Here is a 20658-nt window from a genome sequence, read left to right on the forward strand (position 1 = left end):
CTCTGTGCTCGCAGCAGTCGCCACCCTGTCTCTCGGTCTCGTGGCCGGGTGCGGCGGCACCAGCAAGGCCGGTTCGAGTGATCCGATCGTACTCGGCTCACTGCTCACCATTTCCAACCCTGCCTGGCAGAACGCCGACGTCGCGGCGACGAACGCGGCGTGGGAGAAGTACATCAACCAGGAGCTCGGCGGCATCGGGGGCCGGAAGGTCAGCATCGTCAACTGTGATGACAAGGGAGACGGCGCTACCGCTACCCAGTGCGCGTCGAACCTGCTCGCAAAGAACATCGTCGCCTTCGTCAACAACGCATCGCTGACCTTCGGCCAGGTGGTGCTCCCGCAGACCGCTGCCGCCAAGGTGGCCAGCATCGGCGGGAACCCCATCACGCAGCAGGAGTACGAGAGCCCGTACGTGTTCCCCACGACTCCCGGTGCGTCCGGCTCCTACCCCGCGCTGGCTGTCTACTTCCGCTCGACCGGAGCCAAGAAGCTGGCGCTGGTCCTGCCGGACACCGCGTCGGGGAACGGCGTCGGTACGATGCTCACCAAGCTGTGGACGCAGCTGGGCGGCGAGTCGGCGCAGACCTTCCCGTTCGACTCCACCTCGCCTGACTTCACCCCGCTGCTGTCGCGGGTCGCCGCCAGCAAGCCGGACGTCGTCATCGAAGGCGCGTCGGGTGGCACGGCTGCCCGCATGTTCAAGGACATGCAGACCGCCGGGATCGACGTTCCGGTCGGTGGCACCGCCGCCGCGGCGATCAAGTCTGTCTTCCAGAGTGCCGGGCCGGCGGCTGACGGCAAGTACTTCTCCTTCGCCTGCAAGCCCGACTCCGTCGACGGAGTCGACACGAAGCTGTACCACCACGTGATGGAGACCTACGCGCCGAAGCAGGAATTGTCCAACCAAACCTGCATGGCGGCCTCCTCCCTGGAGTACATGGTCAAGGTCCTCAAGGGTGTTCAAGGGCCGATCACGAAGGAGTCGGTGCTCGCCGAACTGAACAAGAAGGAGGCCTGGAACGGCTTCCTCTCGCACGCGATGTCGAAGGACTATGTGGCCGCAGGCTCGCCCTCGGTGCTGAATCCCTGGCAGACCGTGTCTCAGTACAAGGGCGGCACGTTCACTCCCGTCAGCGTGGACAAGTCCGGCCCGCTGGCCGACTACATCGATGTCACCGACGGCATCGCCTGGTTCCGGGGCACGCTCGCCAGCACCAAGTGACGCCACACGAAAGGGAGGCGACGATGCCGATCCTCGAGCTCAACGACGTGAGCGTGCGGTACGGAGGGGTTCATGCCCTCAACGGCGTCACGTTCTCGGTCGAGGAGGGGAGCATCACCGGACTGATCGGTCCGAACGGCGCGGGTAAGACCACGTTGATCGACACGCTGACCGGGATGACCCGCTACACCGGGCACATCCGCTACGGCGGCCACGTCATCGACACATGGCCTGCCTACAAACGGAGCAGGAACGGTCTCGTGAGAACTTTCCAGTCCGTGGAGCTCTTCCACGACTTGACGATCCGCGAGAACCTTCTTGTCTACGCCGCTCCGCATGGACTGCGTCAGCTCGGCCAGCGGCTGCGGCGCTCGTCGGAGATGGAGACGAAGATCCTGGAGGCGTTGAGCCTCTTCGGCGTGGAGTGGGCGATCGACCGGTTTCCCGACGATCTCCCACATGGGACACAGCGTGTGATCTCCATAGCCCGTGCCCTGGTCTCGGATCCACGGGTGCTTCTCCTCGACGAACCAGCGGCCGGACTCGAGGTAGGAGAGACCCGACAGCTTGCCGAGCACCTTCGGGGTTTGGTCGATCAACGAGGAGTGACGATCCTGTTGATCGACCATGACATGGACCTCGTGCTCGGCCACTGCGACGAGGTGCACGTTCTCAGCTTCGGGCAGTGGCTGGCGGGTGGACCTCCGTCCGTGATCCGCGAGCATCCGGAAGTCCTTCGGGCCTACCTCGGTACCCCGGCGGAGCAGCTTGTCGGGGAAGGCGGTGCGAGCTCATGACGAACGAATCATTGACGATCTCGAAGCTGCGTGCGGGCTACGGCGGCGTCACCGTGCTGCATGACATCGACATCGAGGTGAAGCCCGGTGAGGTCGTGGCGCTCGTCGGGCCCAACGGTGGAGGCAAGTCCACGACGCTGCTCGCATGCTCTGGTCTGGTCAAAGTCGAATCAGGAGAGATCAAGCTCGGCGATCGGAACATCCAGAACCTCGCGCCCAACCAGATCGTCAAGGCTGGGGTGGTTCAGGTGCCCGAGGATCGTTCCTTGTTCTACAGCCTGACGGTGGAGGAGAACCTTCGGGTGGCTTCCGGCAGCCCGTCCTTCGACGCCTTCGAGTTGTTCCCGGAGCTCAAGCCGCTGCGGCGGCGACGGTCCGCCCTGCTCTCGGGCGGCGAGCAACAGATGCTCTGCCTCGCCAGGGCACTGTACTGCGAGCCCCGGGTACTGCTGGTGGATGAGATGTCACTTGGTCTCGCACCACTCATCGTGGAGCGGCTGTTCGAGGCCCTGCGTGATTTCGCCACCCGACTGAATATCGGCGTGCTCGTCGTCGAGCAACACGTTCATCTGGCGCTGAAGCATGTCGAGCGTGGGTACGTCCTCTCCGCGGGGCGTATCACCGCGGAGGGGAGCGCCGCCGAGTTGGAGGCTCGCTGGCCCGAGATCGAAGCCTCCTATCTCGGCGTCGCGGCGTGACGTCGTCTCCCGGGTGAGCGTCGATCCGACGCGTGCGGTCGTCGGGCGGTGCCTCAGGTGCCGACCGTGGTCTCTGCTATCCCGGTCGGCCTGCTGGGATGGGCGTTCAGGCCGTCTCACCCGGGCGCGAGCTGACCGCGTCCGGGCTGAGCGTGAGCGACGGAGTGAATCATCATGAGGAATATTGACATGCTGGCGATTCGGCTGACACACTGACACCGCCACGTGGCCACGGTCACAAGGCTGAAAGTCGCGACTCACGCCGCAACGCCTCGCGTCCGCAGGTGACGCGTTCCGATTCGCGAGTGGCCTTTCCGGCAGTCGTGCAGAGCGAACTTTCGCCGGGTCGTTCGTCCGTTCGGCGGGCGGCCCGGCGGGTTCCGCGCGACGGGTTCGACGGTTGGGTGGCATTTCACTGGACAGCAACCCGAACGGCGCTGCGGCCTGATCAGTTTGGCAGCCGAAACGAGAGGGCGAGACCACGATGACAGTCGTCGAGGCAACCGGATCCAGGACGTTCGACGGAGCGACGGTGAGCACGGCCGCGCACGCGTTCCTCACCGCCGGCGTCATCGGGCACATCATCGACGGTCAGTCGGTCCTGTCTGCCTCGGGGGCCACGCGCGACATCCTCAATCCGTCGACCGGCTCGCGCATCGGGTCGGTGGCCGCCGGCGGCGCCGAGGACCTCGACCGTGCGGTGCGAGCGGCGCGCGCCGCCTTCGCGGACGGTCGCTGGTCTCGGCTGGTGCCCCGGGAGCGGGAGCGCCGGCTGCGCCGGCTCGGTGAGTTGGTCGAGGAGCATGCCTCGGTGATCGGCGACCTTGACTCGCTCGACGCGGGGATCCTGCGCCGCTATGCGGACTACATCGCTCAGTACTCCGCGGCCGCCCTGCACTACTTCGCCGGTTGGCCCACCAAGATGGCCGGTCGGATGCCTCCCGTGGGCCCGGACTTCGTGGTCCAGGAGCGCGTCGAGCCGGTCGGTGTCATTGGGGTGATCAAGCCCTGGAACGGCCCGGCCGCGATCTTCGCTCAGGTCGCCCCCGCGTTGGCCGCAGGCAACTCGGTGGTTCTCAAGCCCGCCGAGCACACTCCGCTCAGCGCCGCGTACATGGCGAACCTGGCGCTCGAGGCCGGGATTCCGCCGGGTGTGTTCAACGTCGTCCACGGTGACGCGGTGGTCGGTATCGCGATGGTGGAGCATCCCGGCATCAACCGGCTGTCGTTCACCGGTTCGGTCGCCACCGGTCGGGCGCTGGCCGCCGTGGCCGCCAAGACGTTCAAGAAGGTAAACCTGGAACTCGGTGGAAAGAGTCCGGTCCTGGTCTTCTCGGACGCCGACATCCCCGCAGCCGTCCGGGCGGCCACCGGCACGGTCTGGAACAACTCCGGTCAGGTCTGCACCGCCGGCACCAGGACCTTCGTCCAGCGCAGCATCTATCAGGAGTTCGTCGACGAGGCCGTGCGGCTCTCCGAGAACCTCCGCGTCGGCCACGCCTTCGATGGCTCCACGGATCTCGGCCCGCTCATCACGCCGGCGCAGCTGGCCAAGGTCAGGGCCTACATCGAGCAGGGCACGGCGGAGGGTGCCACTCTCCGCCTGGAGGGGTCCTCGGCAGGCCCGGCGGGGGGTAACTACCAGGGGCCAGTGATCTTCGCGGACGTCCGCAATGACATGACGATCGCCCGCGAGGAGATCTTCGGCCCGGTGATGTCGATCATTCCTTTCGAGGACGAGCAGGAGGCGTACGCGCTCGCGAACGACTCCGAGTTCGGTCTTGCCGCCGGGGTCTTCACCACCGACATCGCGCGCGCCAACCGGGCCGCGGACGCCTTGGACGTCGGCACGGTCTGGATCAACTGCTACCAGGTGACCGACGCCGCGGTGTCCTACGGCGGTGCGAAGCACTCCGGCTACGGCCGGAGCCTCGGCTCGCCGGCGCTCGAGGAGTACACGCGACGCAAGAGCGTGTGGTCCCGCAACTACTGACTGGAGAGGAAGTTCGCATGCTCGCACGGTTCGAGGGCCGGGTCGTCCTGGTCATCGGGGGAGGCTCCGGCATGGGGCGCGCTGCGGCCAGGCGGATGGCCGCAGAAGGCGGAACGGTCTGGGTGGGGGACCTGAACCGGGCCAGCGCCGAGAAGGTCGCCACCGAGATCGAGGAGGCCGGCGGCAAGGCCGTCGGGGTCGGGATCGACGCGGCGGACGTCGACGCGCTGCGGGCGCTCTACGCGCGGATCGATGCCGAGCACGGTGTGCTGCACGCCGTGCATTACCAGGTCGGCATCCCGGGCCCCAGCGGACTGGAGATGGGAGAGGAGGACTGGCAGCGGGTCATGGACGTCAACATGAAGTCGGCCTACTACTCCGCCACGCTCGCCTTCGACCTCCTCGAGAAGGCGAACGGTGCGGGCAGCCTGACGCTGACCAGCACCGCGGCCGCGATCATCGGCTCACCCCGGAGCCCGATCTACTCGATGACCAAGGGGGCGCTGCCTCCACTCGCACGCTCGCTGGCCCTGCTCGGCGGCAAGCGCGGGATCCGCGTGAACGTCGTCGCGCCGGGCATGGTCGAGACTCCGATGCTGTCCAGTTTCTTCCCGGGCTCCGAGGACAGGGACCCGGCCGAGCTGATGGCGAACTTCCGGAACACCGTGCCGCTCGGTCGTGGTGCCCAGCCGGAGGAGATCGGCAATGTGATCGCCTTCCTGAACAGCGACGACGCCAGCTATGTCACGGGGGTCACCATCCCCGTCGACGGGGGCGCCACCGTCGCGTGACGGAGGTGGGAGCGATCGTACGGCTCCGTACGGAGGTGGGGGCGATCGTCGGCTCCGTACGGAGCTGCGACCGCCCTGCCATCTCGTCGAGGAATCCTTGACCTAATTCTCATGATGAATTAGATTCTGGTGGTCACCGTCACATCGTGCGCGCAGGGACGACGTGGCGCTCAGCAGAACCGACGGGAGGGGTGATGTTGGAGATCAGCGGACTCGCACGGCAGCTTCAGCTCCTGGTCGACGAGCAGCAGATCCGTCACGTGATGACGGATTACGCGGCGTTCATCGACGCGCGGGATTTCGATCGGCTCCGGTCCGTCTTCGCTGACGACGTCGTCGTGGATTACCACAACGGCCGGACGGTCGTCACCGGGGCGGACGCCGTGGTCGGCTACATCATCGAGAACACCGCCCACCTGGCCTGGCAGCACCACAACGTGTCGCCCTACCGGATCGACGTGACCGGGGATACGGCCGAGGGGCTGGCCTACCTGATCTCCCACCAGGTGATTCGGGACGACCCCTCGCACGTGCTGATGATGGCCGCGCACTACCGCACGACCTTCACCCGTGCCGCGGACCGCTGGCGGATCTCCCACATGGTCCACACCATCAAGCTGTCCAACTTCCTGCCCGTCACCGCCGTTGCGCCCGTGGACGTCCACATCCCTCCGGCGGTCGCGCCCTGATTCGTCGAGGCGCGCAGACGCCGAACCGGAAACACAAGATCGAGGAGCTCGACATGCAGAACAAGACGGCCGAGGCCGGCGACGCGCTGCTCCCGGAAGCCGAGGAGGGCCGCACGCGCGCCCAGGCGGCTGGGTGTCCCGTCGTCCATTTCGACTACACCACCCCCAAGCCGGCGCTGAGCTATTTCAGCGAGTTCGACAAGCTTCGGGCGCAGACCCCGGTCGCCTACAGCACCTACGGGCCGGGCTTCTGGATGCTGCTCACCTCCGACCTTGTCCGTGAGGCCTACCAGACACCAGAGGTGTTCAGCAGCAGCGCGACCATCCCGACGGTGCCGCATCCGGACTGGCTGTGGATCCCCACCATGGTGGACCCGCCGGCGCACTCCGACTACCGCCGCATCCTCAACCTGGCGTTCTCCCCGCGCTTCGTCCGCCGGATCGAGGCCGACATCCGTCGCGACTGTGTCGAGACGATCGAGAAGTTCCTGGCCGACGGGCAGTGCGACTTCCTCGACCAGTTCGCCAAGGTGTTCCCGACCCAGGTCTTCCTGCGCATCCTCGGGCTTCCCATGGAGCACACCGACATGTTCATGGAGTGGGTCGAGACCATCTTCGAGGGGCTCGGCCACTTCGGCGACGAGGCCGAGGACCAGCTCAAGGCGCAGCGGGAGATCAAGGCCTACTTCGCCGAGGTCCTCACCGACCGCCGGGAGAACCCGCGTCCGGAGGAGGACGGCGACTTCTTCTCCATCCTGGCCAACGCGAACGTCGGTGACCGTCCGATCACCGACGAGGAGTTCCTCAACATGTCGGAGGTGCTGCTGCTGGCCGGCCTGGACACCGTGAAGAGCCAGCTGAGCTACATCTTCTACCACCTGGCGATCACGCCGAAGGACCGCGAGTGGATCGTCCGGGAGCCGGAGATCATCCCGAACGCGGTCGAGGAGTTCCTGCGCGCGCACAACATCGTGATGACCGCGCGCCAGGTCGCGAAGGACACCGAGTTCCATGGCTGCCCCATGAAGAAGGGCGACATGGTCATGGTGGCCAACCCCTCCGGCTCCCGGGACGAGGCGGAGTACGAGAACCCGACCGAGATCCAGCTGGACCGCAAGGTCAACCGGCACTACTCGTTCGCCGGCGGCCCGCACCGCTGCGCAGGGGCGCACCTGGCGCGGACCGAGCTGGCGATCGCGCTGGAGGAGTGGCACAAGCGGATCCCCGACTACCGGGTGGCGAACACGGAGGGTCTGGTCGAGAGCGGCCCGCAGGTCGGCATCGAAAAGCTGCACCTGGCGTGGGACCGATGAGCGGGCAGACGCGGGACGTGGGTACGACGATGCGCATTGTCATCGACACCGACAGGTGCAGCGGTCACGGGCGCTGCTACGGCCTCGCCGGCCAGTTCTTCGACTGCGACGACGAGGGCTTCCCGGTGGTCATCAACGAGAGCGTCCCCGAGAACGTCGAGGGTGTGGCAGACCTTCGGGCCGCCGTGGACAACTGTCCCGAGCGGGCAATCTCCCTGGTGCATGAGGACTGAGATGACGGCTGATCTCGTCGTGGACACCGACCTCGCGGCGTTCCGGATCCGGGCTCGGGCCTGGTTGCAGGAGCATGCCCCGACGGACGCGTCGGTACGCGACCCGTACGACGTCTCGGTGTTCCACAGCCTCAGTCGCGAGGCGGAGCGGGAGATCCTCGACCGGCTGCGGGCCTGGCAACGCGCCAAGTTCGACGCCGGTTACGCCGCGGTGTCCTGGCCGCAGGAGCTGTTCGGAGCCGGACTGCCGTCGGAGTACGCCGACGCCTTCAAGACCGAGGAGTCGGCGGCGGTCTCGCTCACCCGCCACGAGCTGTTCTCGGTGACGGTGAACCTGATCGCTCCGACAGTGCGGCTCTTCGGGAGCGAGGCGCTCAAGCACCTGCTGTTCCCCGGAATGCTCGACGGGTCGCTGCTGGCCTGCCAGCTCTTCTCGGAGCCGGGCGCCGGGTCGGACCTCGCCAACGTCGCCACCCGGGCCGTCCGGGACGGCGAGGAGTGGGTCCTCAACGGGCAGAAGGTGTGGACCTCCGGGGCGCAGTTCGCCGAGTGGGGACAGGCGCTGGTCCGCACCGACCCGTCGGTCGCCAAGCACGCCGGCCTGACCGCCTTCATGGTGCCCATGGACGCACCGGGGGTCGAGGTGCGGCAGATCCGGCAGATGTCCGGAGGCACCAGCTTCAACGAGGTGTTCCTGACCGACGTCCGGATCCCCGACAGCTACCGATTGGGCGCCGACGGGGACGGCTGGAAGGTCACCCGTGCCACGCTCGGGTTCGAGCGCGCCAACGCCTCCAACAAGTCGGGCGTCGGCGGTCAGTTCGACCAGCTCGTCGAACTCGCCCGCCGGACCGACGCCCTGCGGCACCGCGACATCCGGCAACAGCTCGCGGAGGTCCACCTGCGCGAGCAGGCCGCCGAGGTCTCCATGCACCGTGAGCAGCGAGCGCGCGACACCGGCGCCCCTCCCGGCGCTTCCGGATCCATGCGGAAACTGCAGTGGGTGGAGAAGCTCACGCTGGTCGCCCGGCTCTCCCAGGAGCTCCTCGGTGACCGGCTCATCGCGGACACCGGCGAGCCCGGCACCTTCGGCTGGACGGCTCACGTGCTCGGTACCCCCGGTTACCGCATCGCCGGTGGAACCGACCAGATCCAACGCACCATCGTGGCCGAGCGGCACCTCGGCCTTCCGCCCGAGCCACGTCCGACGCAGGAGAAGCGCTGATGACCGTCACCATCGACCTCCGGGGACGGGTTGCCCTGGTCACCGGAGGAAGCCGGGGACTCGGCCTGGAGATGGCGCGGGCGTTCGCGCGGGCGGGCGCTCACGTGGTCGTGGCGAGTCGCAAGGCCGAGACCTGTGTGGCGGCGGCCGAGGAGATCACGGCGGAGACCGGGGTCAAGGCGTTGGGTGTGGGCGCGCACGTCGGGGAGTGGGACGGCTGTGGCGCGCTGCTCGATGCGGCGTACGACGAGTTCGGCCGGCTCGACGTACTCGTGAACAACGCCGGCATCGCGCCTCTCTACGACAGCCTGGAGGCCGTGTCCGAGGCTCTCTTCGACAAGGTCTTCGACGTCAACCTGAAGGGACCGTTCCGGCTCAGCACGCTGGCGGCTCCCCGCATGGTGGACGGTGGCGGCGGCTCGATCATCAACATCAGCAGCATCGCCTCGGTCCGGCCGAAGGCCACCGACCTCGTCTATGCCGCGGCGAAGGCCGGCCTCAACACGCTGACCCACGGCCTGGCTCAGGCATACGGGCCCACGGTGCGCTGCAACACGATCATGGCGGGCCCGTTCCTCACCGAGATCAGCGAGGCGTGGTATACGCCGGAGTGGCGCGAGCGGGCCAAGGCATTCCCGCTCGGCCGCGCCGGCGAACCGAACGAGATCATCGGTGCCGCGCTCTACTTCGGCAGCGATCTGTCCAGCTTCACCACGGGCACGGTCCTCCCCGTTGACGGGGGACGGACCTCGATGCCCTGACGTCCCTGCCGCCCGGTCTGTCACCCACGACGAAACGAAACGGAGGAGCGCATGCTCGCCGCACAAGAGCGCAGCGAGACCCCTGAGGGCTCGCGCCGCCCGGTACCCCGAGTCGGGCCGCTCGCCGGAGTGCGTGTCGCCGACTTCTGCTGGATGGGCGTCGGTTCCGTGGCCACCCGCATGCTCGCCGACTTCGGTGCCGAGGTCATCAAGATCGAGAACCGGCGCCGCATCGACCGGCCCCGGATGCTGCCGATCTACAAGGACGAGGTGCGTAACTACGGCGAGGAGGTCGCCGACGCCGACCCGAACCGGGGTGGCCTGCACAACAACTACAGTCGCAACAAGCTCGGCATCACCGTCGACATGAAGACCGAGCGCGGGCGTGAACTGGTGGACCGGCTCATCTCGGCATCCAGTGTGGTCACCGAGAACTTCGCGCCGGGCGTGATGGAGCGGTGGGGGCTCACCTACGAGCGGCTCAACGAGCTCTCGCCAGAGGTGATCTTCGGCCGGATGAGCGGCTTCGGTCACAGCGGCCCGCACGCGCACTACAAGAGCTACGGCCCGATCGTCCAGGCCGTCAGCGGACTGTCCTTCATCAGCGGGCTCCCCGACCGTGAACCGTCAGGGTGGGGTCTGTCCTACATGGACAACCAGGCGGCCTACTACAACTCGGCCGCGCTGATGATGGCGATCCTCCGGCGCAACAAGACCGGCAAGGGTGCCGAGGTGGACGTGTCCGCCGTCGAGGTGGGCATCAGCATGATCGGCCCGGACCTGCTCGACGTGTCGGTCAACAAGGCGGTCACCCGCCGGCCGGGCTTCCCGCGCGGCAACCGCCTCGACGACCCCAAGGCGGCGCCGCACGGCGTCTACCCGTCGGCGGGCGAGGACCGCTGGGTCGCCATCGCCGTCTGCGACGACACCGACTGGGAACGGTTCGTCCACGCGCTCGGCGACCCGGAGTGGGCCTCCGACGAGCGGTTCGCGACGCAGGCGTCGCGACACGCGCACCAGGACGCCCTCGACCGGTACGTGAGCGAGTGGACCCGGCAGCGTACCCCCCACGAGGCCATGGAGCTGCTCCAGAGGGCAGGCGTGGCCGCCGGTGCGGCGCAGACCGCCGAGGACCTCAACGAGTACGACCCGCAGCTGGCCGAACGGGGCACCTTCTTCGAGCTCGACCACCCGGTCATCGGACCGGCCCGCTTCGAGGGCACGCCGATCACGTTCTCGAAGACGGTGCAGCACACCTGGCGCTCGGCACCGCTGCTCGGCGAGGACAACCACTACGTGTTCGGGGACATCCTCGGCCTCGACGCCGACGAGATCGCCGACCTCGAGGCAGAGGGGGTCATCTGACATGTGGGACGGACCCACCGGAGAGCGCACCTACAGCGGCCTCCGCGTCGTGGAGATCGCCGACCAGCCGCAAGGCGAGATCGTCGGCAAGCTGCTCGCGGACGAAGGTGCCGATGTCATCAAGATCGAGCCGCCACAGGGCTGCACGGGACGCAGGATCGGACCCTTCGCCGGAGACGACGACAACGACCCCGACGGCAGTCTGCACTTCTGGACCTACAACACCGGAAAGCGCAGCGTCATCCTCGACCCGGCAGACCGGGCCAGCCGCGACGCGCTGATCGCCAGTGCGGACGTGCTGATCACGACTGCGGGACCGGCCGACCTCGCCGAGCAGGGTCTCGACCTCCACGCGCTCGTCGAGGCGCACCCGGGCCTGATCGCGCTGTCCGTGTCGCCCTTCGGGCTCACCGGTCCCTGGGCCGGCTACCGCACCAGCGACCTTGTCGGGCTGGCCGTGGGCGGCCCGCTGATGAGCTGTGGTTACGACGACCACTCGCTCCCGCCGATCCGGCCCGGTGGCAACCAGGGCTACCAGACAGCGGCCAGCTTCGGTCACGCCGGGTTGCTGCTCGCCCTGCTCGAGCGGCAGGCTACCGGTGAAGGCCAGCTGGTCGACGTCTCGATGCACGAGGCGATCGCGGTCAGCGGTGAGCTCGCGAACCCGTACTGGTTCTATCCCCGGGTGCTTCTGCATCGGCAGACCTGCCGGCACGCCCAGCCGTCGCCCACCCAACCGGCACTGTTCGAGTGCGCGGACGGGGTCAGCGTCTACTTCGCGCTCATCCTCAGCGACGCCCGGACCTGGCAGACGCTGGTGGACTGGCTGGACTCGCTCGGTCTGGCGGTCGACCTGCGCGACGAGAGGTACCTTGCGCTGTCCTACCGCCAGGAGCACTTCTCCTACATCCAGAACATCATGGAGTCGTTCTTCCTGATGCAGGACTCGGCCACGGTCTACCGGGAGGCCCAGGAACGTGGTCTTCCCCTCGGGCCGATCCTCGCGCCCGAGGACCTCCTCGAGGACGAGCACCTGCGGGAGCGGGCGTTCTTCGTACCCGTGGAGCTGCCCACCGGCGGCGAGGCTCTCTTCCCGGGTAGCCCGTACCGCTTCTCCTACGGCAACGGTGGACCGGGCCGGCCGCCGCGGCTGGGCGAGCACACCGACGAGGTGCTGGCCGAGTTCGCCGGGGTCTCCCGTGTCTGAGCCGTCCTACGACTGGATTCCCGACGCCTGCGCGATCGTCGGCATCGGCGCCACGGCCTACACCAGGGCCTCCGGGGTCAGCGTCACCGCGCTGGCCGCGGAGGCCGCCCTGAACGCCATCGCCGACGCGGGACTGCAGCCCTCCGACATCGACGGGCTGGTCCGCAGCGACTACGACGAGACCTCCCCGGTGGCCCTGGCTGACACGCTCGGTCTGCGGGACCTCTCCTACTGGGGGCAGACGGGCGCCGGCGGTGCCGCCCCGTGCGCGATGGTCGGCCAGGCGGTGGCGGCCGTGCAGAGCGGCCAGGCCAGGCATGTGCTGGTCTACCGGGCCCTCAACGGCCGATCCGGACGCAGGCTCGGCAAGGGAGTCCCGGCGACCACCGGGATCGGTGGCGCATCGACGTACCTGGAGCTGTTCGCGCCCTACGGCATGACGTCTCCCGGACAGTTCTTCGCGATGGTCGCTCGTCGCCACATGGAGGAGTACGGGCTGACCGAGCGGGCGCTCGCCGAGATCGCGATGGTGTGCCGCCGGCGGGCCAACGCCAATCCGGCCGCGCAGATGCACGACCGGGCGATGACGCTCGAGGACTACTTCGCGGCCCGGATGATCTCGTCGCCGCTGCGCCTGTACGACTTCTGCCTCGAAACCGACGGTGCGGCCGCGGTGGTGGTGACCTCGACGCCGCGCGCCCGTGACCTGGCGCAGCCGCCGGCGCTGATCCGGTCGGTGGCGCAAGCGATCAAGCCGCGCATCGGTCCTGGCCAGATGTACCCCGTCCTGATGAGCGAGTCGCTCACCGAGATGTCGTCCCGGCACGCAGCCGACCGGCTCTTCGGCCGGGCCGGGCTGGGGCCGCAGGACGTCGACGTGGCGCAGTTCTACGACTGCTTCACCATCACCCTGTTCCTGCAGTTGGCCGACTACGGGTTCTGCAAGCCGGAGGAGGCGGTCGGCTTCGTCGAGAGCGGCGCTCTCGACCTCGGCGGCGCCCTTCCGGTCAACACCGCCGGGGGGCAGTTGTCCGAGGGCTACATCCACGGGATGAACCACATCGTCGAGGGGGTCCGGCAGATCCGCGGCACCTCCACCGGGCAGGTCGACGGAGCCGAGGTGTCGCTGGTGACGTCGGCTCCGCCGCCGGGGGCCAGCGCGATGCTGCTGGTGGCGGCGTGAACGCGGACATGGGACTGGTGCCGGTCGTCGACGACCCGGACACCGGTGGATTCTTCGCCGCGGCCGCCGAGCACCGGCTCGCCGTACAGACCTGCGCCGACTGCGGGAACCGACAGCAGCCGCCGCGGCCTCGCTGCGTCGAGTGCCACGGCGCGGCGCTGGAATGGCGGGATGTCCCCGGCACCGGGCGGCTGCACAGCTGGACGGTGGTCGAGCACCAGATCAACCCGCGGTTCCCCGCGCCGTACACGGTGGTGCTCGTGGATGTCGTGCCGGACGAGGGTGAGAAGCCGGTCCGCTTCCTCGGGCACCTCCCCGGACGGCCGGAGGTCGCCGTCGGCGACCGGTTGCGCGTCGTGTTCCAGCCGGTCGCGGACGGGGTGACGCTCCCGAACTGGGAGCTGGACAAGGACTGACCGTTCCGGACTGGCCGCCCGCCGGTCGACCATGACAACAAAGGGAGCCACACCATGGCATGGGACTTCGAGACCGATCCGGAGTACCAGGAGAAGCTCGACTGGGTTGAGCAGTTCGTCCGCGACGAGGTCGAGCCGGCCGACCGGCTGATCGTCCATCCGCTCGACATGACGGACCCGGTCCGCAACGCGCTGATCAAGCCGCTGCAGGACGAGGTACGCAAGCGTGACCTGTGGGCGTGCCATCTCGGTCCGGAGCTCGGCGGCCCCGGGTACGGACAGCTCAAGCTGGCACTGCTGAACGAGCGTATCGGTACGACGCTCAGCGGCCCGGTCGTCTTCGGCACCCAGGCCCCCGACTCGGGCAACGCCGAGGTGCTCGCGCACTTCGGCAGCGAGGAGCTGAAGGACCGTTACCTCAAGCCGCTACTCGCCGGTGAGATCGCCTCCTGCTTCTCGATGACGGAGCCGAGCGGCGGCTCGGACCCGACCGGCTTCACCACCCGCGCGGTCCGCGACGGTGACCACTACGTCGTCAACGGCGAGAAGTGGTTCTCGTCCAACGCCAAGTTCGCCTCGTTCCTGGTGCTGATGGCGGTGACCGACCCGGAGGCGCCGCGACACCGGCGTGCGTCGATGTTCGTCGTACCGGCGGACACCCCGGGAGTGGAGATCATCCGCAATGTCGGGGTCACCGGGCACGCCGGGCACGAGGGGACGCACGCCTACGTCCGCTACACCGACGTCCGCATCCCCGCGAACCACCTGCTCGGTGCGGAAGGCGACGGCTTCACGGTGGCGCAGGTCCGCCTCGGCGGCGGCCGCATCCACCACGCGATGCGCACCGTGGCCCTGGTGCGGAAGTCGTTGGACATGATGCTCGAGCGGGCGGTCTCGCGGCAGACGCGGGGCCAGCGGCTCGGAGATCTGCAGATGGTGCAGGACATGATCGCCGAGTCCTGGGTGCAGCTCGAGCAGTTCCGGCTGTTCGTGCTGCAGACGGCCTGGAAGATCGACAGATACCAGGACTACAAGAAGGTCATCAAGGACATCGCCGGTGTGAAGATGGCGATGCCCAAGGTGCTCCACGACGTCGCTTCGCGCGCGCTGCAGATCCACGGGTCGCTCGGCATCTCCACAGAGCTGCCGCTCGGGAAGTGGGTGCTGGAGAGCTACCACATGGCGATCGCGGACGGCGCCACCGAGCTGCACAAGCAGCAGGTCGCCAAGCAGCTGTTGCGCGGCGTCGAGCCGGCTCCGGACCTGTTCCCGTCGCGGCACAACCTGCGCCTGGACGCCGCCGCCCGGGCGAAGTTCGCGGCGGTCCTCGATGCCGTCGCCGCCGACCAGGAAGCGATCGCCGGGGTGGGAGCGCGATGATCCTCAACGATGTGGACGCAGGCGCCGCCCGGGACGAGCTCCGCGACGTCGTCGAGGCCATGTTCGACCGGATCTCGCCGGCCACCGGCGTGGTGCACCGAGCCGACGCGGCGGCGGCCGGGAGTATCGACACCGAGCTGTGGAACCGGCTCAACCAGGAGCTGGGTGCCGTAGGTCTGGCGGTACCGGAGGAGTGGGGCGGCACCGGCGCGACGATCGCCGAGGTGGCGGTGCTGTTCGAGGCCGGCGGCCGACGGCTGTCGACCGTGCCGCTGCTCGGCACGTTCCTCGCCGTCGAAGCACTGGTCCGGTCCGGCGACGCGGCGGCCTGCCAGCGGTGGGTCCCCGACCTGGTGTCCGGAGGCACGGCCGGTGCCTTCGCGTGGCCTGCCACCCGGGTCGTCGCTGCCCCCGTCGGGGACTCATGGCGACTGTCCGGCACGGTCGACCTGGTCATCGACGGGCCGACCGCGGACCTGCTGATCCTGCCCGCCGTTACGGGCGACGGACTCCGGCTCTTCACCGTGCCGTTGGAGGGCGTACGGCGGGAGCGCCGGGAGACCCTCGACCTGACCCGGCAGCTCGGCCTCGTGGTGCTGGAGCAGACGCCGGCCCAGCGTGTGGACGTGGGCTCCGACGTCGTCGAGCTCACCGAAGTACTGCGCGACGTCGCCGCGACCGCGCTGGCCTGCGAGCAGTTGGGCGTGGCCGAGCAGGCGCTGGCCGATGCGGTCGCCTACGCCAAGGAGCGCGAGCAGTTCGGCCGTCGGATCGGCTCGTTCCAGGCGGTCAAGCACCTCCTGGCCGACCTGGCGACCTCGGCCGACCTGGCCCGCTCGCTGGTGGAGCACGCGGTCTGGGCGGCGACCGAGCAGCCCGCGCGGCGGCGTGCCGCCGCCGCGATGGCGATCCTGGCCGCCTCCGCCGCCGCCTGCTTCGTCAGCGGCGAGAACGTCCAGGTGCACGGCGGGATCGGCTTCAGCTGGGAGCACCCCGCACACCTGTTCTTCCGCAAGGCCCGCAGCAATGCGGTGCTGCTGGGCGACCGGTCCTTCTACACCGACCGGCTGTTGGCCGAGATCGGCGTCCTGAAGGTCGAGGGGACGTGAGATGACCGCGGACCCGAGAACCGTCGTCGTGGTGGGCGCGGGGATGGCCGGCGGACGAACCTGTGCGGCGCTGCGCGCTGCCGGGTTCACCGGCGAGATCGTGCTGGTCGGCGCGGAGAGCCGGCCACCGTACGACCGGCCGCCGCTGACCAAGGCCGCGCTGCGCGAGGAGATCGACACCACCTTCGACCTCGACTTCCCGGCGCTCAACGTCAAGGTGCGGCTCGGTGAGCGGGCCGTCGGACTGGACCGGACGAACCGCACGCTCACCACCGACGCCGGCACCGTGGTTTACGACGTGCTGGTGGTCGCCACCGGCGCGGACCCGGTGCGGCTGCCCGGTACCGGCCGACAGGTCTGCTTCCGCGGCCCCGATGATGCGGCGGAGCTGCGTGCCGCTCTGGTGCCCGGGGCGGCGGTGGTGCTGATCGGCGCGGGATGGATCGGCGCCGAGGTCGCCACCGCGGCGTTGGCCAAGGGGTGCTCGGTGGTCTGCTTGGAAAGCGCGGAAGCGCCGCTCGCTTCCCAGTTGGGCGCGTCCGTCGGTCGACGGTTCCTGCCATGGTGGCGCGAGGTCGACCTCCGGCTGGGGGTGCAGGTCGTCGAGGTCGCTGACGGCGCTGTCCGGCTTGCCGACGCGAGCACGGTCGCCGCCGACGTCGTCGTGACCGGGGTGGGTGCGCGTCCAGCCCTCGGCTGGCTCGCCGACTCCGGTCTCGAGATCGACGGCGGTATCGCGGTGGACGCCGACCGGCGCACGTCCGACCCGAACGTCTACGCCGTCGGCGACGTCGCGGCCCGCTGGTCAGCCCGCTACGGCGCGCGCGTCCACAGCGGACACTGGGACGAGGCCGCGAACGGCCCTGCCGCCGTGGCCGCGGCGATCATGGGTGCCCCGAAGGCCGCCGACGACGTGCCGTACTTCTGGAGCGACCAGTTCGGCCGCAAGGTGCAGTACGTCGGGCAGCACCGCGCTGCGGACCGGGTAATCCTCCGCGAGGACGAGGACCCGGAGAAGTGGGCGGTCGCCTGGGTGGCGCCGGACGGACGGCTCACCGCGCACCTGTCGGTCGGGTTCCCCAGGTCCATGGTGCAGGCCCGGGCCGCGATCCAGGACGGGCGCACCATCGACGCCGAGGCCATTCGTTCGCTGAGGACCGCCCTGTGACCACCACGCCCGAATCAGAAGAAAGGCGCGTTTCGTGACCGCCGTACCCTCCGTCGCGCTCAACCGCGTGGTCATCCGGTTCGCAGGTGACTCCGGCGACGGCATGCAGTTGACCGGCGACCGGTTCACCAGTGAGGCCGCCGCGTTCGGCAACGACCTGGCGACCATGCCGGACTTTCCCGCCGAGATCCGGGCCCCCCGCGGCACTCTGCCCGGCGTGTCCTCATTTCAGATCCAGATCGCCGATCACGACATCCTCACGCCGGGCGACCGTCCGGACGTGCTCGTGGCGATGAACCCGGCGGCACTCAAGGCCAACATCGGGGACCTGCGCCCGGGCGGCACGGTGATCGTCAACACCGACGAGTTCACCAAGCGCAACCTCGCCCGGGTCGGCTACGACGAGAGTCCGCTGGAGGGGGAGACCCTCGCGGAGTACTCGGTGCACGCCGTACCGATGACCACGCTGACGCTCGCCGCTACGGTGCCGGCCGAGGTCAGCAAGAAGGACGGCGAGCGGGCCAAGAACATGTTCGCGCTCGGCCTGGTCAGCTGGATGTACAACCGCCCCACCGAAGCGGTCGAGGAGTTCCTGAACACCAGGTTCAGGAAGGTCCCCCAGATCGCCCGGGCCAACGTGCTGGCCTTCCGGGCGGGCTGGAACTACGGGGAGACCACTGAGGCATTCGCGCACACCTACGAGGTCGCGCCGGCCCAGCTGCCGTCCGGCACCTACCGGCAGGTGTCGGGTAACCGCGCTCTGGCCTACGGGCTGGTGGCGGCCAGCCAACTGTCGGGCCTGCCGCTCTTCCTCGGCAGCTACCCGATCACCCCGGCGTCGGACATCCTCCACGAGCTGAGCAAGCTGGCCTCGCTGGGTGCGACGACGGTCCAGGCCGAGGACGAGATCGCCGCGATCGGTGCCGCGATCGGTGCCTCCATCGGTGGTTGCCTCGGCGTCACCACCACATCCGGTCCCGGGCTGGCGCTCAAGAGCGAGGCGATCGGGCTGGCCGTGATGACCGAGGTCCCGCTGGTCGTCGTGGATGTCCAACGGGGAGGTCCCTCCACGGGGCTCCCGACGCGAACCGAGCAGGCGGACCTGCTGCAGGCGGTCTTCGGTCGTAACGGCGAGTCGCCGGTGCCGGTGGTCGCGCCGAGCTCCCCGGCGGACTGCTTCGCCGCGGCCGTCGAGGCGGCGAGGATCGCGATCGAGTACCGCACCCCGGTGCTGCTGCTGTCCGACGGGGCGATCGCCAACGGCTCGGAGCCGTGGCGGATCCCGGACCTGGCTTCCGCGCGGCGCATCGACCCTGGCTACGTCACGGACGTGCCCGAGGGCACGACGTACGCGCCCTATGCGCGTGACCCACGGACGCTTGCGCGGGCGATGACCCTGCCGGGCACCCCCGGTCTGGAGCACCGCATCGGCGGGCTGGAGAAGGCCAACGGCACCGGTGCGGTCTCCTACGACCCCGCGAACCATGACCTGATGGTCCGGGTCCGGCAGGCCCGCATCGCCGGTATCTCGGTGCCCGACGCGGCGGTGGACGACCCGTCGGGCGCCGCCGAGCTGCTCGTGGTGGGCTGGGGCAGCTCCTACGGACCGATCGGGGAGGCCTGCCGACGGATGCGCGCGGCCGGTACCGCGGTCGCGCACGTGCACCTGCGCAACCTCAATCCGTTGCCGGCGAACCTGGGGGAGGTGCTCCGGTCCTACCGGACCGTGGTGGCCCCGGAGATGAACCTCGGCCAGCTCTCCACGCTGCTGCGGGCGCGATATCTCGTCAACGTGCAGCCGATCACCAAGGTGCGGGGCGAGGCCTTTCTCTCCGACGAACTGGTCGAGGCGTTCGGGCGTGCCCTGGACGGGTCGTTGGAGAAGTTCGAGGCGGCCAAGTTCTCCGAGGCGGTCGCGCGGGTGCGGCCGATGACGTACGGCAAGGGACAGGAGGACGTCGCATGACCACCACTCCCACACTGGTAGGCGTGGACCTCGGCCTGAGCGCTCTGGACGGGGTGCCGAAGGCGGACGGTCCGCAGACCGCCAAGGAGTTCGGCAGCGATCAGGAGGTCCGGTGGTGCCCGGGCTGCGGTGACTACGCGATCCTGGCCACGATCAAGGGCTTCCTGCCGAGCCTGGGCCTGCGCCGCGAGAACATCATGTTCGTCTCCGGTATCGGCTGTTCGAGCCGGTTCCCCTACTACCTCGACACCTACGGCCTGCACTCGATCCACGGCCGCGCGCCGTCGATCGCCACCGGTCTCGCCGTCTCCCGCCCCGACCTCTCGGTCTGGGTCGTCACCGGGGACGGCGACGCGCTCTCCATCGGTGGCAACCACTTGATCCACGCGCTGCGCCGCAACGTCAACATGACGATCCTGCTGTTCAACAACCGGATCTACGGCCTGACCAAGGGGCAGTACTCGCCTACGTCCGAGACCGGCAAGATCACCAAGTCCAGCCCGGCCGGCTCCGTGGATCACCCGTTCAACCCGCTGGCACTGGCGCTGGGCGCAGAGGCCACCTTCGCCGCGCGGGCCCTGGACTCCGACCGGCAGGGGCTGGGCGCGGTCCTGGAGGCCGCCGCGCGGCACAGAGGGACGTCGTTGGTGGAGATCTACCAGGACTGCCCGATATTCAACGACGGCTCCTTCGACGTGCTCCGGAAGGAAGGCGCGGAGAAGCGCCTGATCCCGCTGCGGCACGGGCAGCCTGTCGTGTTCGGGGCCGAGGGGGAGTACTGCGTCATCCGCGCCGGCAGCCGGCTCGAGGTCGCGTCGACCGCGCTGGTGCCGGCGGAGGAGATCGTGGTCCACGACGCCGAAACGGACGACCCGGAGTACGCCTACGCGCTCGCGCGGTTGTCCGACCAGGACCTGGGGCACGTCGTCACGGGAGTGCTGCGCTCCGTCCGGCGGGCCACGTACGACGACCGGGTCCGCGCACGCGTCAGCGGGCCGACGCCAGGGTCGATCGAGGGTATTGTCGCGGCGCAGCGGCTGATCACCGGCGATGATACCTGGATGGTCTGAGCGGTACGAAACTGTCGTGAAACGTCATGATGAATAATGGTACGTGAGGAGCGGCTCACGGATGTGGTGCGC

18 protein-coding genes and 1 pseudogene are annotated in these 20658 nt (G+C 68.9%); all 19 read left to right on the forward strand.

The features are described from left to right. Positions 1-4: 4 nt before the first annotated feature. The 19 genes and pseudogenes from ACNTMW_RS13680 to ACNTMW_RS13770 all read left to right on the forward strand — a co-directional run bounded on the left by ACNTMW_RS13680 (position 5) and on the right by ACNTMW_RS13770 (position 20586). The gene (locus tag ACNTMW_RS13680) at positions 5-1222 is read left to right on the forward strand and encodes an ABC transporter substrate-binding protein (protein ID WP_426633886.1); all 1218 of its coding nucleotides are present in this window, start codon (positions 5-7) and stop codon (positions 1220-1222) included. A gap of 23 nt (positions 1223-1245) precedes the next feature. After that, positions 1246-2019, forward strand: a complete 774-nt coding sequence (locus ACNTMW_RS13685) for an ABC transporter ATP-binding protein (protein WP_426633887.1) — start codon at positions 1246-1248, stop codon at positions 2017-2019. Then, positions 2016-2717, forward strand: a complete 702-nt coding sequence (locus tag ACNTMW_RS13690; RefSeq protein ID WP_426633888.1) for an ABC transporter ATP-binding protein — start codon at positions 2016-2018, stop codon at positions 2715-2717. Before ACNTMW_RS13685 ends, ACNTMW_RS13690 begins: the two co-directional genes overlap by 4 nt. A gap of 532 nt (positions 2718-3249) precedes the next feature. After that, entirely contained in the window at positions 3250-4710 is a 1461-nt protein-coding gene (locus ACNTMW_RS13695) for an aldehyde dehydrogenase family protein (RefSeq protein ID WP_426633889.1), read from the forward strand. Positions 4711-4727: 17 nt separating this feature from the next. Then, entirely contained in the window at positions 4728-5501 is a 774-nt protein-coding gene (locus ACNTMW_RS13700; protein WP_426633890.1) for an SDR family NAD(P)-dependent oxidoreductase, read from the forward strand. 194 nt (positions 5502-5695) lie between these two features. Beyond that, the gene (locus tag ACNTMW_RS13705) at positions 5696-6190 is read left to right on the forward strand and encodes a nuclear transport factor 2 family protein (protein WP_426633891.1); all 495 of its coding nucleotides are present in this window, start codon (positions 5696-5698) and stop codon (positions 6188-6190) included. Between the two features lie 53 nt (positions 6191-6243). Beyond that, complete coding sequence (locus ACNTMW_RS13710) at positions 6244-7503, forward strand: cytochrome P450 (RefSeq protein WP_426633893.1); 1260 nt, start codon at positions 6244-6246, stop codon at positions 7501-7503. Continuing rightward, a complete protein-coding gene (locus tag ACNTMW_RS13715) occupies positions 7500-7736 on the forward strand; it encodes a ferredoxin (protein ID WP_426633894.1) in 237 nt (78 codons plus the stop codon). Before ACNTMW_RS13710 ends, ACNTMW_RS13715 begins: the two co-directional genes overlap by 4 nt. A gap of 1 nt (position 7737) precedes the next feature. Beyond that, on the forward strand, positions 7738-8961 hold the full coding sequence (locus tag ACNTMW_RS13720) for an acyl-CoA dehydrogenase family protein (protein ID WP_426633895.1): 1224 nt from the start codon (positions 7738-7740) through the stop codon (positions 8959-8961). After that, positions 8961-9722: an SDR family NAD(P)-dependent oxidoreductase gene (locus ACNTMW_RS13725; protein ID WP_426633896.1), complete on the forward strand. Its 762-nt coding sequence runs from the start codon at positions 8961-8963 to the stop codon at positions 9720-9722. The genes ACNTMW_RS13720 and ACNTMW_RS13725 overlap by 1 nt, the downstream gene beginning before the upstream one ends. Positions 9723-9773: 51 nt before the next feature. Next, positions 9774-11087, forward strand: a complete 1314-nt coding sequence (locus ACNTMW_RS13730; RefSeq protein ID WP_426633897.1) for a CaiB/BaiF CoA transferase family protein — start codon at positions 9774-9776, stop codon at positions 11085-11087. A gap of 1 nt (position 11088) precedes the next feature. Beyond that, a complete protein-coding gene (locus tag ACNTMW_RS13735) occupies positions 11089-12294 on the forward strand; it encodes a CaiB/BaiF CoA transferase family protein (RefSeq protein WP_426633898.1) in 1206 nt (401 codons plus the stop codon). Beyond that, on the forward strand, positions 12287-13477 hold the full coding sequence (locus ACNTMW_RS13740) for a thiolase C-terminal domain-containing protein (RefSeq protein ID WP_426633899.1): 1191 nt from the start codon (positions 12287-12289) through the stop codon (positions 13475-13477). The genes ACNTMW_RS13735 and ACNTMW_RS13740 overlap by 8 nt, the downstream gene beginning before the upstream one ends. Next, the gene (locus tag ACNTMW_RS13745; protein WP_426633900.1) at positions 13474-13893 is read left to right on the forward strand and encodes a Zn-ribbon domain-containing OB-fold protein; all 420 of its coding nucleotides are present in this window, start codon (positions 13474-13476) and stop codon (positions 13891-13893) included. The genes ACNTMW_RS13740 and ACNTMW_RS13745 overlap by 4 nt, the downstream gene beginning before the upstream one ends. A gap of 54 nt (positions 13894-13947) precedes the next feature. Then, positions 13948-15273 (forward strand): acyl-CoA dehydrogenase family protein, encoded by a 1326-nt coding sequence (locus tag ACNTMW_RS13750; RefSeq protein ID WP_426633901.1) that lies wholly within the window; start codon positions 13948-13950, stop codon positions 15271-15273. Further along, positions 15270-16382 carry an acyl-CoA dehydrogenase family protein gene (locus tag ACNTMW_RS13755; RefSeq protein WP_426633902.1) on the forward strand — a complete coding sequence of 371 codons (1113 nt, stop codon included), beginning with the start codon at positions 15270-15272 and terminating at the stop codon, positions 16380-16382. The genes ACNTMW_RS13750 and ACNTMW_RS13755 overlap by 4 nt, the downstream gene beginning before the upstream one ends. A gap of 1 nt (position 16383) precedes the next feature. Next, positions 16384-17550 (forward strand): NAD(P)/FAD-dependent oxidoreductase, encoded by a 1167-nt coding sequence (locus ACNTMW_RS13760; protein WP_426633903.1) that lies wholly within the window; start codon positions 16384-16386, stop codon positions 17548-17550. Between the two features lie 34 nt (positions 17551-17584). Next, positions 17585-19393: pseudogene (locus ACNTMW_RS13765) on the forward strand (2-oxoacid:acceptor oxidoreductase subunit alpha); the annotation flags it as partial. A 119-nt stretch (positions 19394-19512) separates the two neighbouring features. Next, positions 19513-20586: a 2-oxoacid:ferredoxin oxidoreductase subunit beta gene (locus tag ACNTMW_RS13770; RefSeq protein WP_426633904.1), complete on the forward strand. Its 1074-nt coding sequence runs from the start codon at positions 19513-19515 to the stop codon at positions 20584-20586. Positions 20587-20658: the final 72 nt, after the last annotated feature.

The organism is Planosporangium spinosum (assembly GCF_049999945.1).
In the GTDB taxonomy this organism is placed as follows: Bacteria; Actinomycetota; Actinomycetes; order Mycobacteriales; family Micromonosporaceae; genus Planosporangium; species Planosporangium spinosum.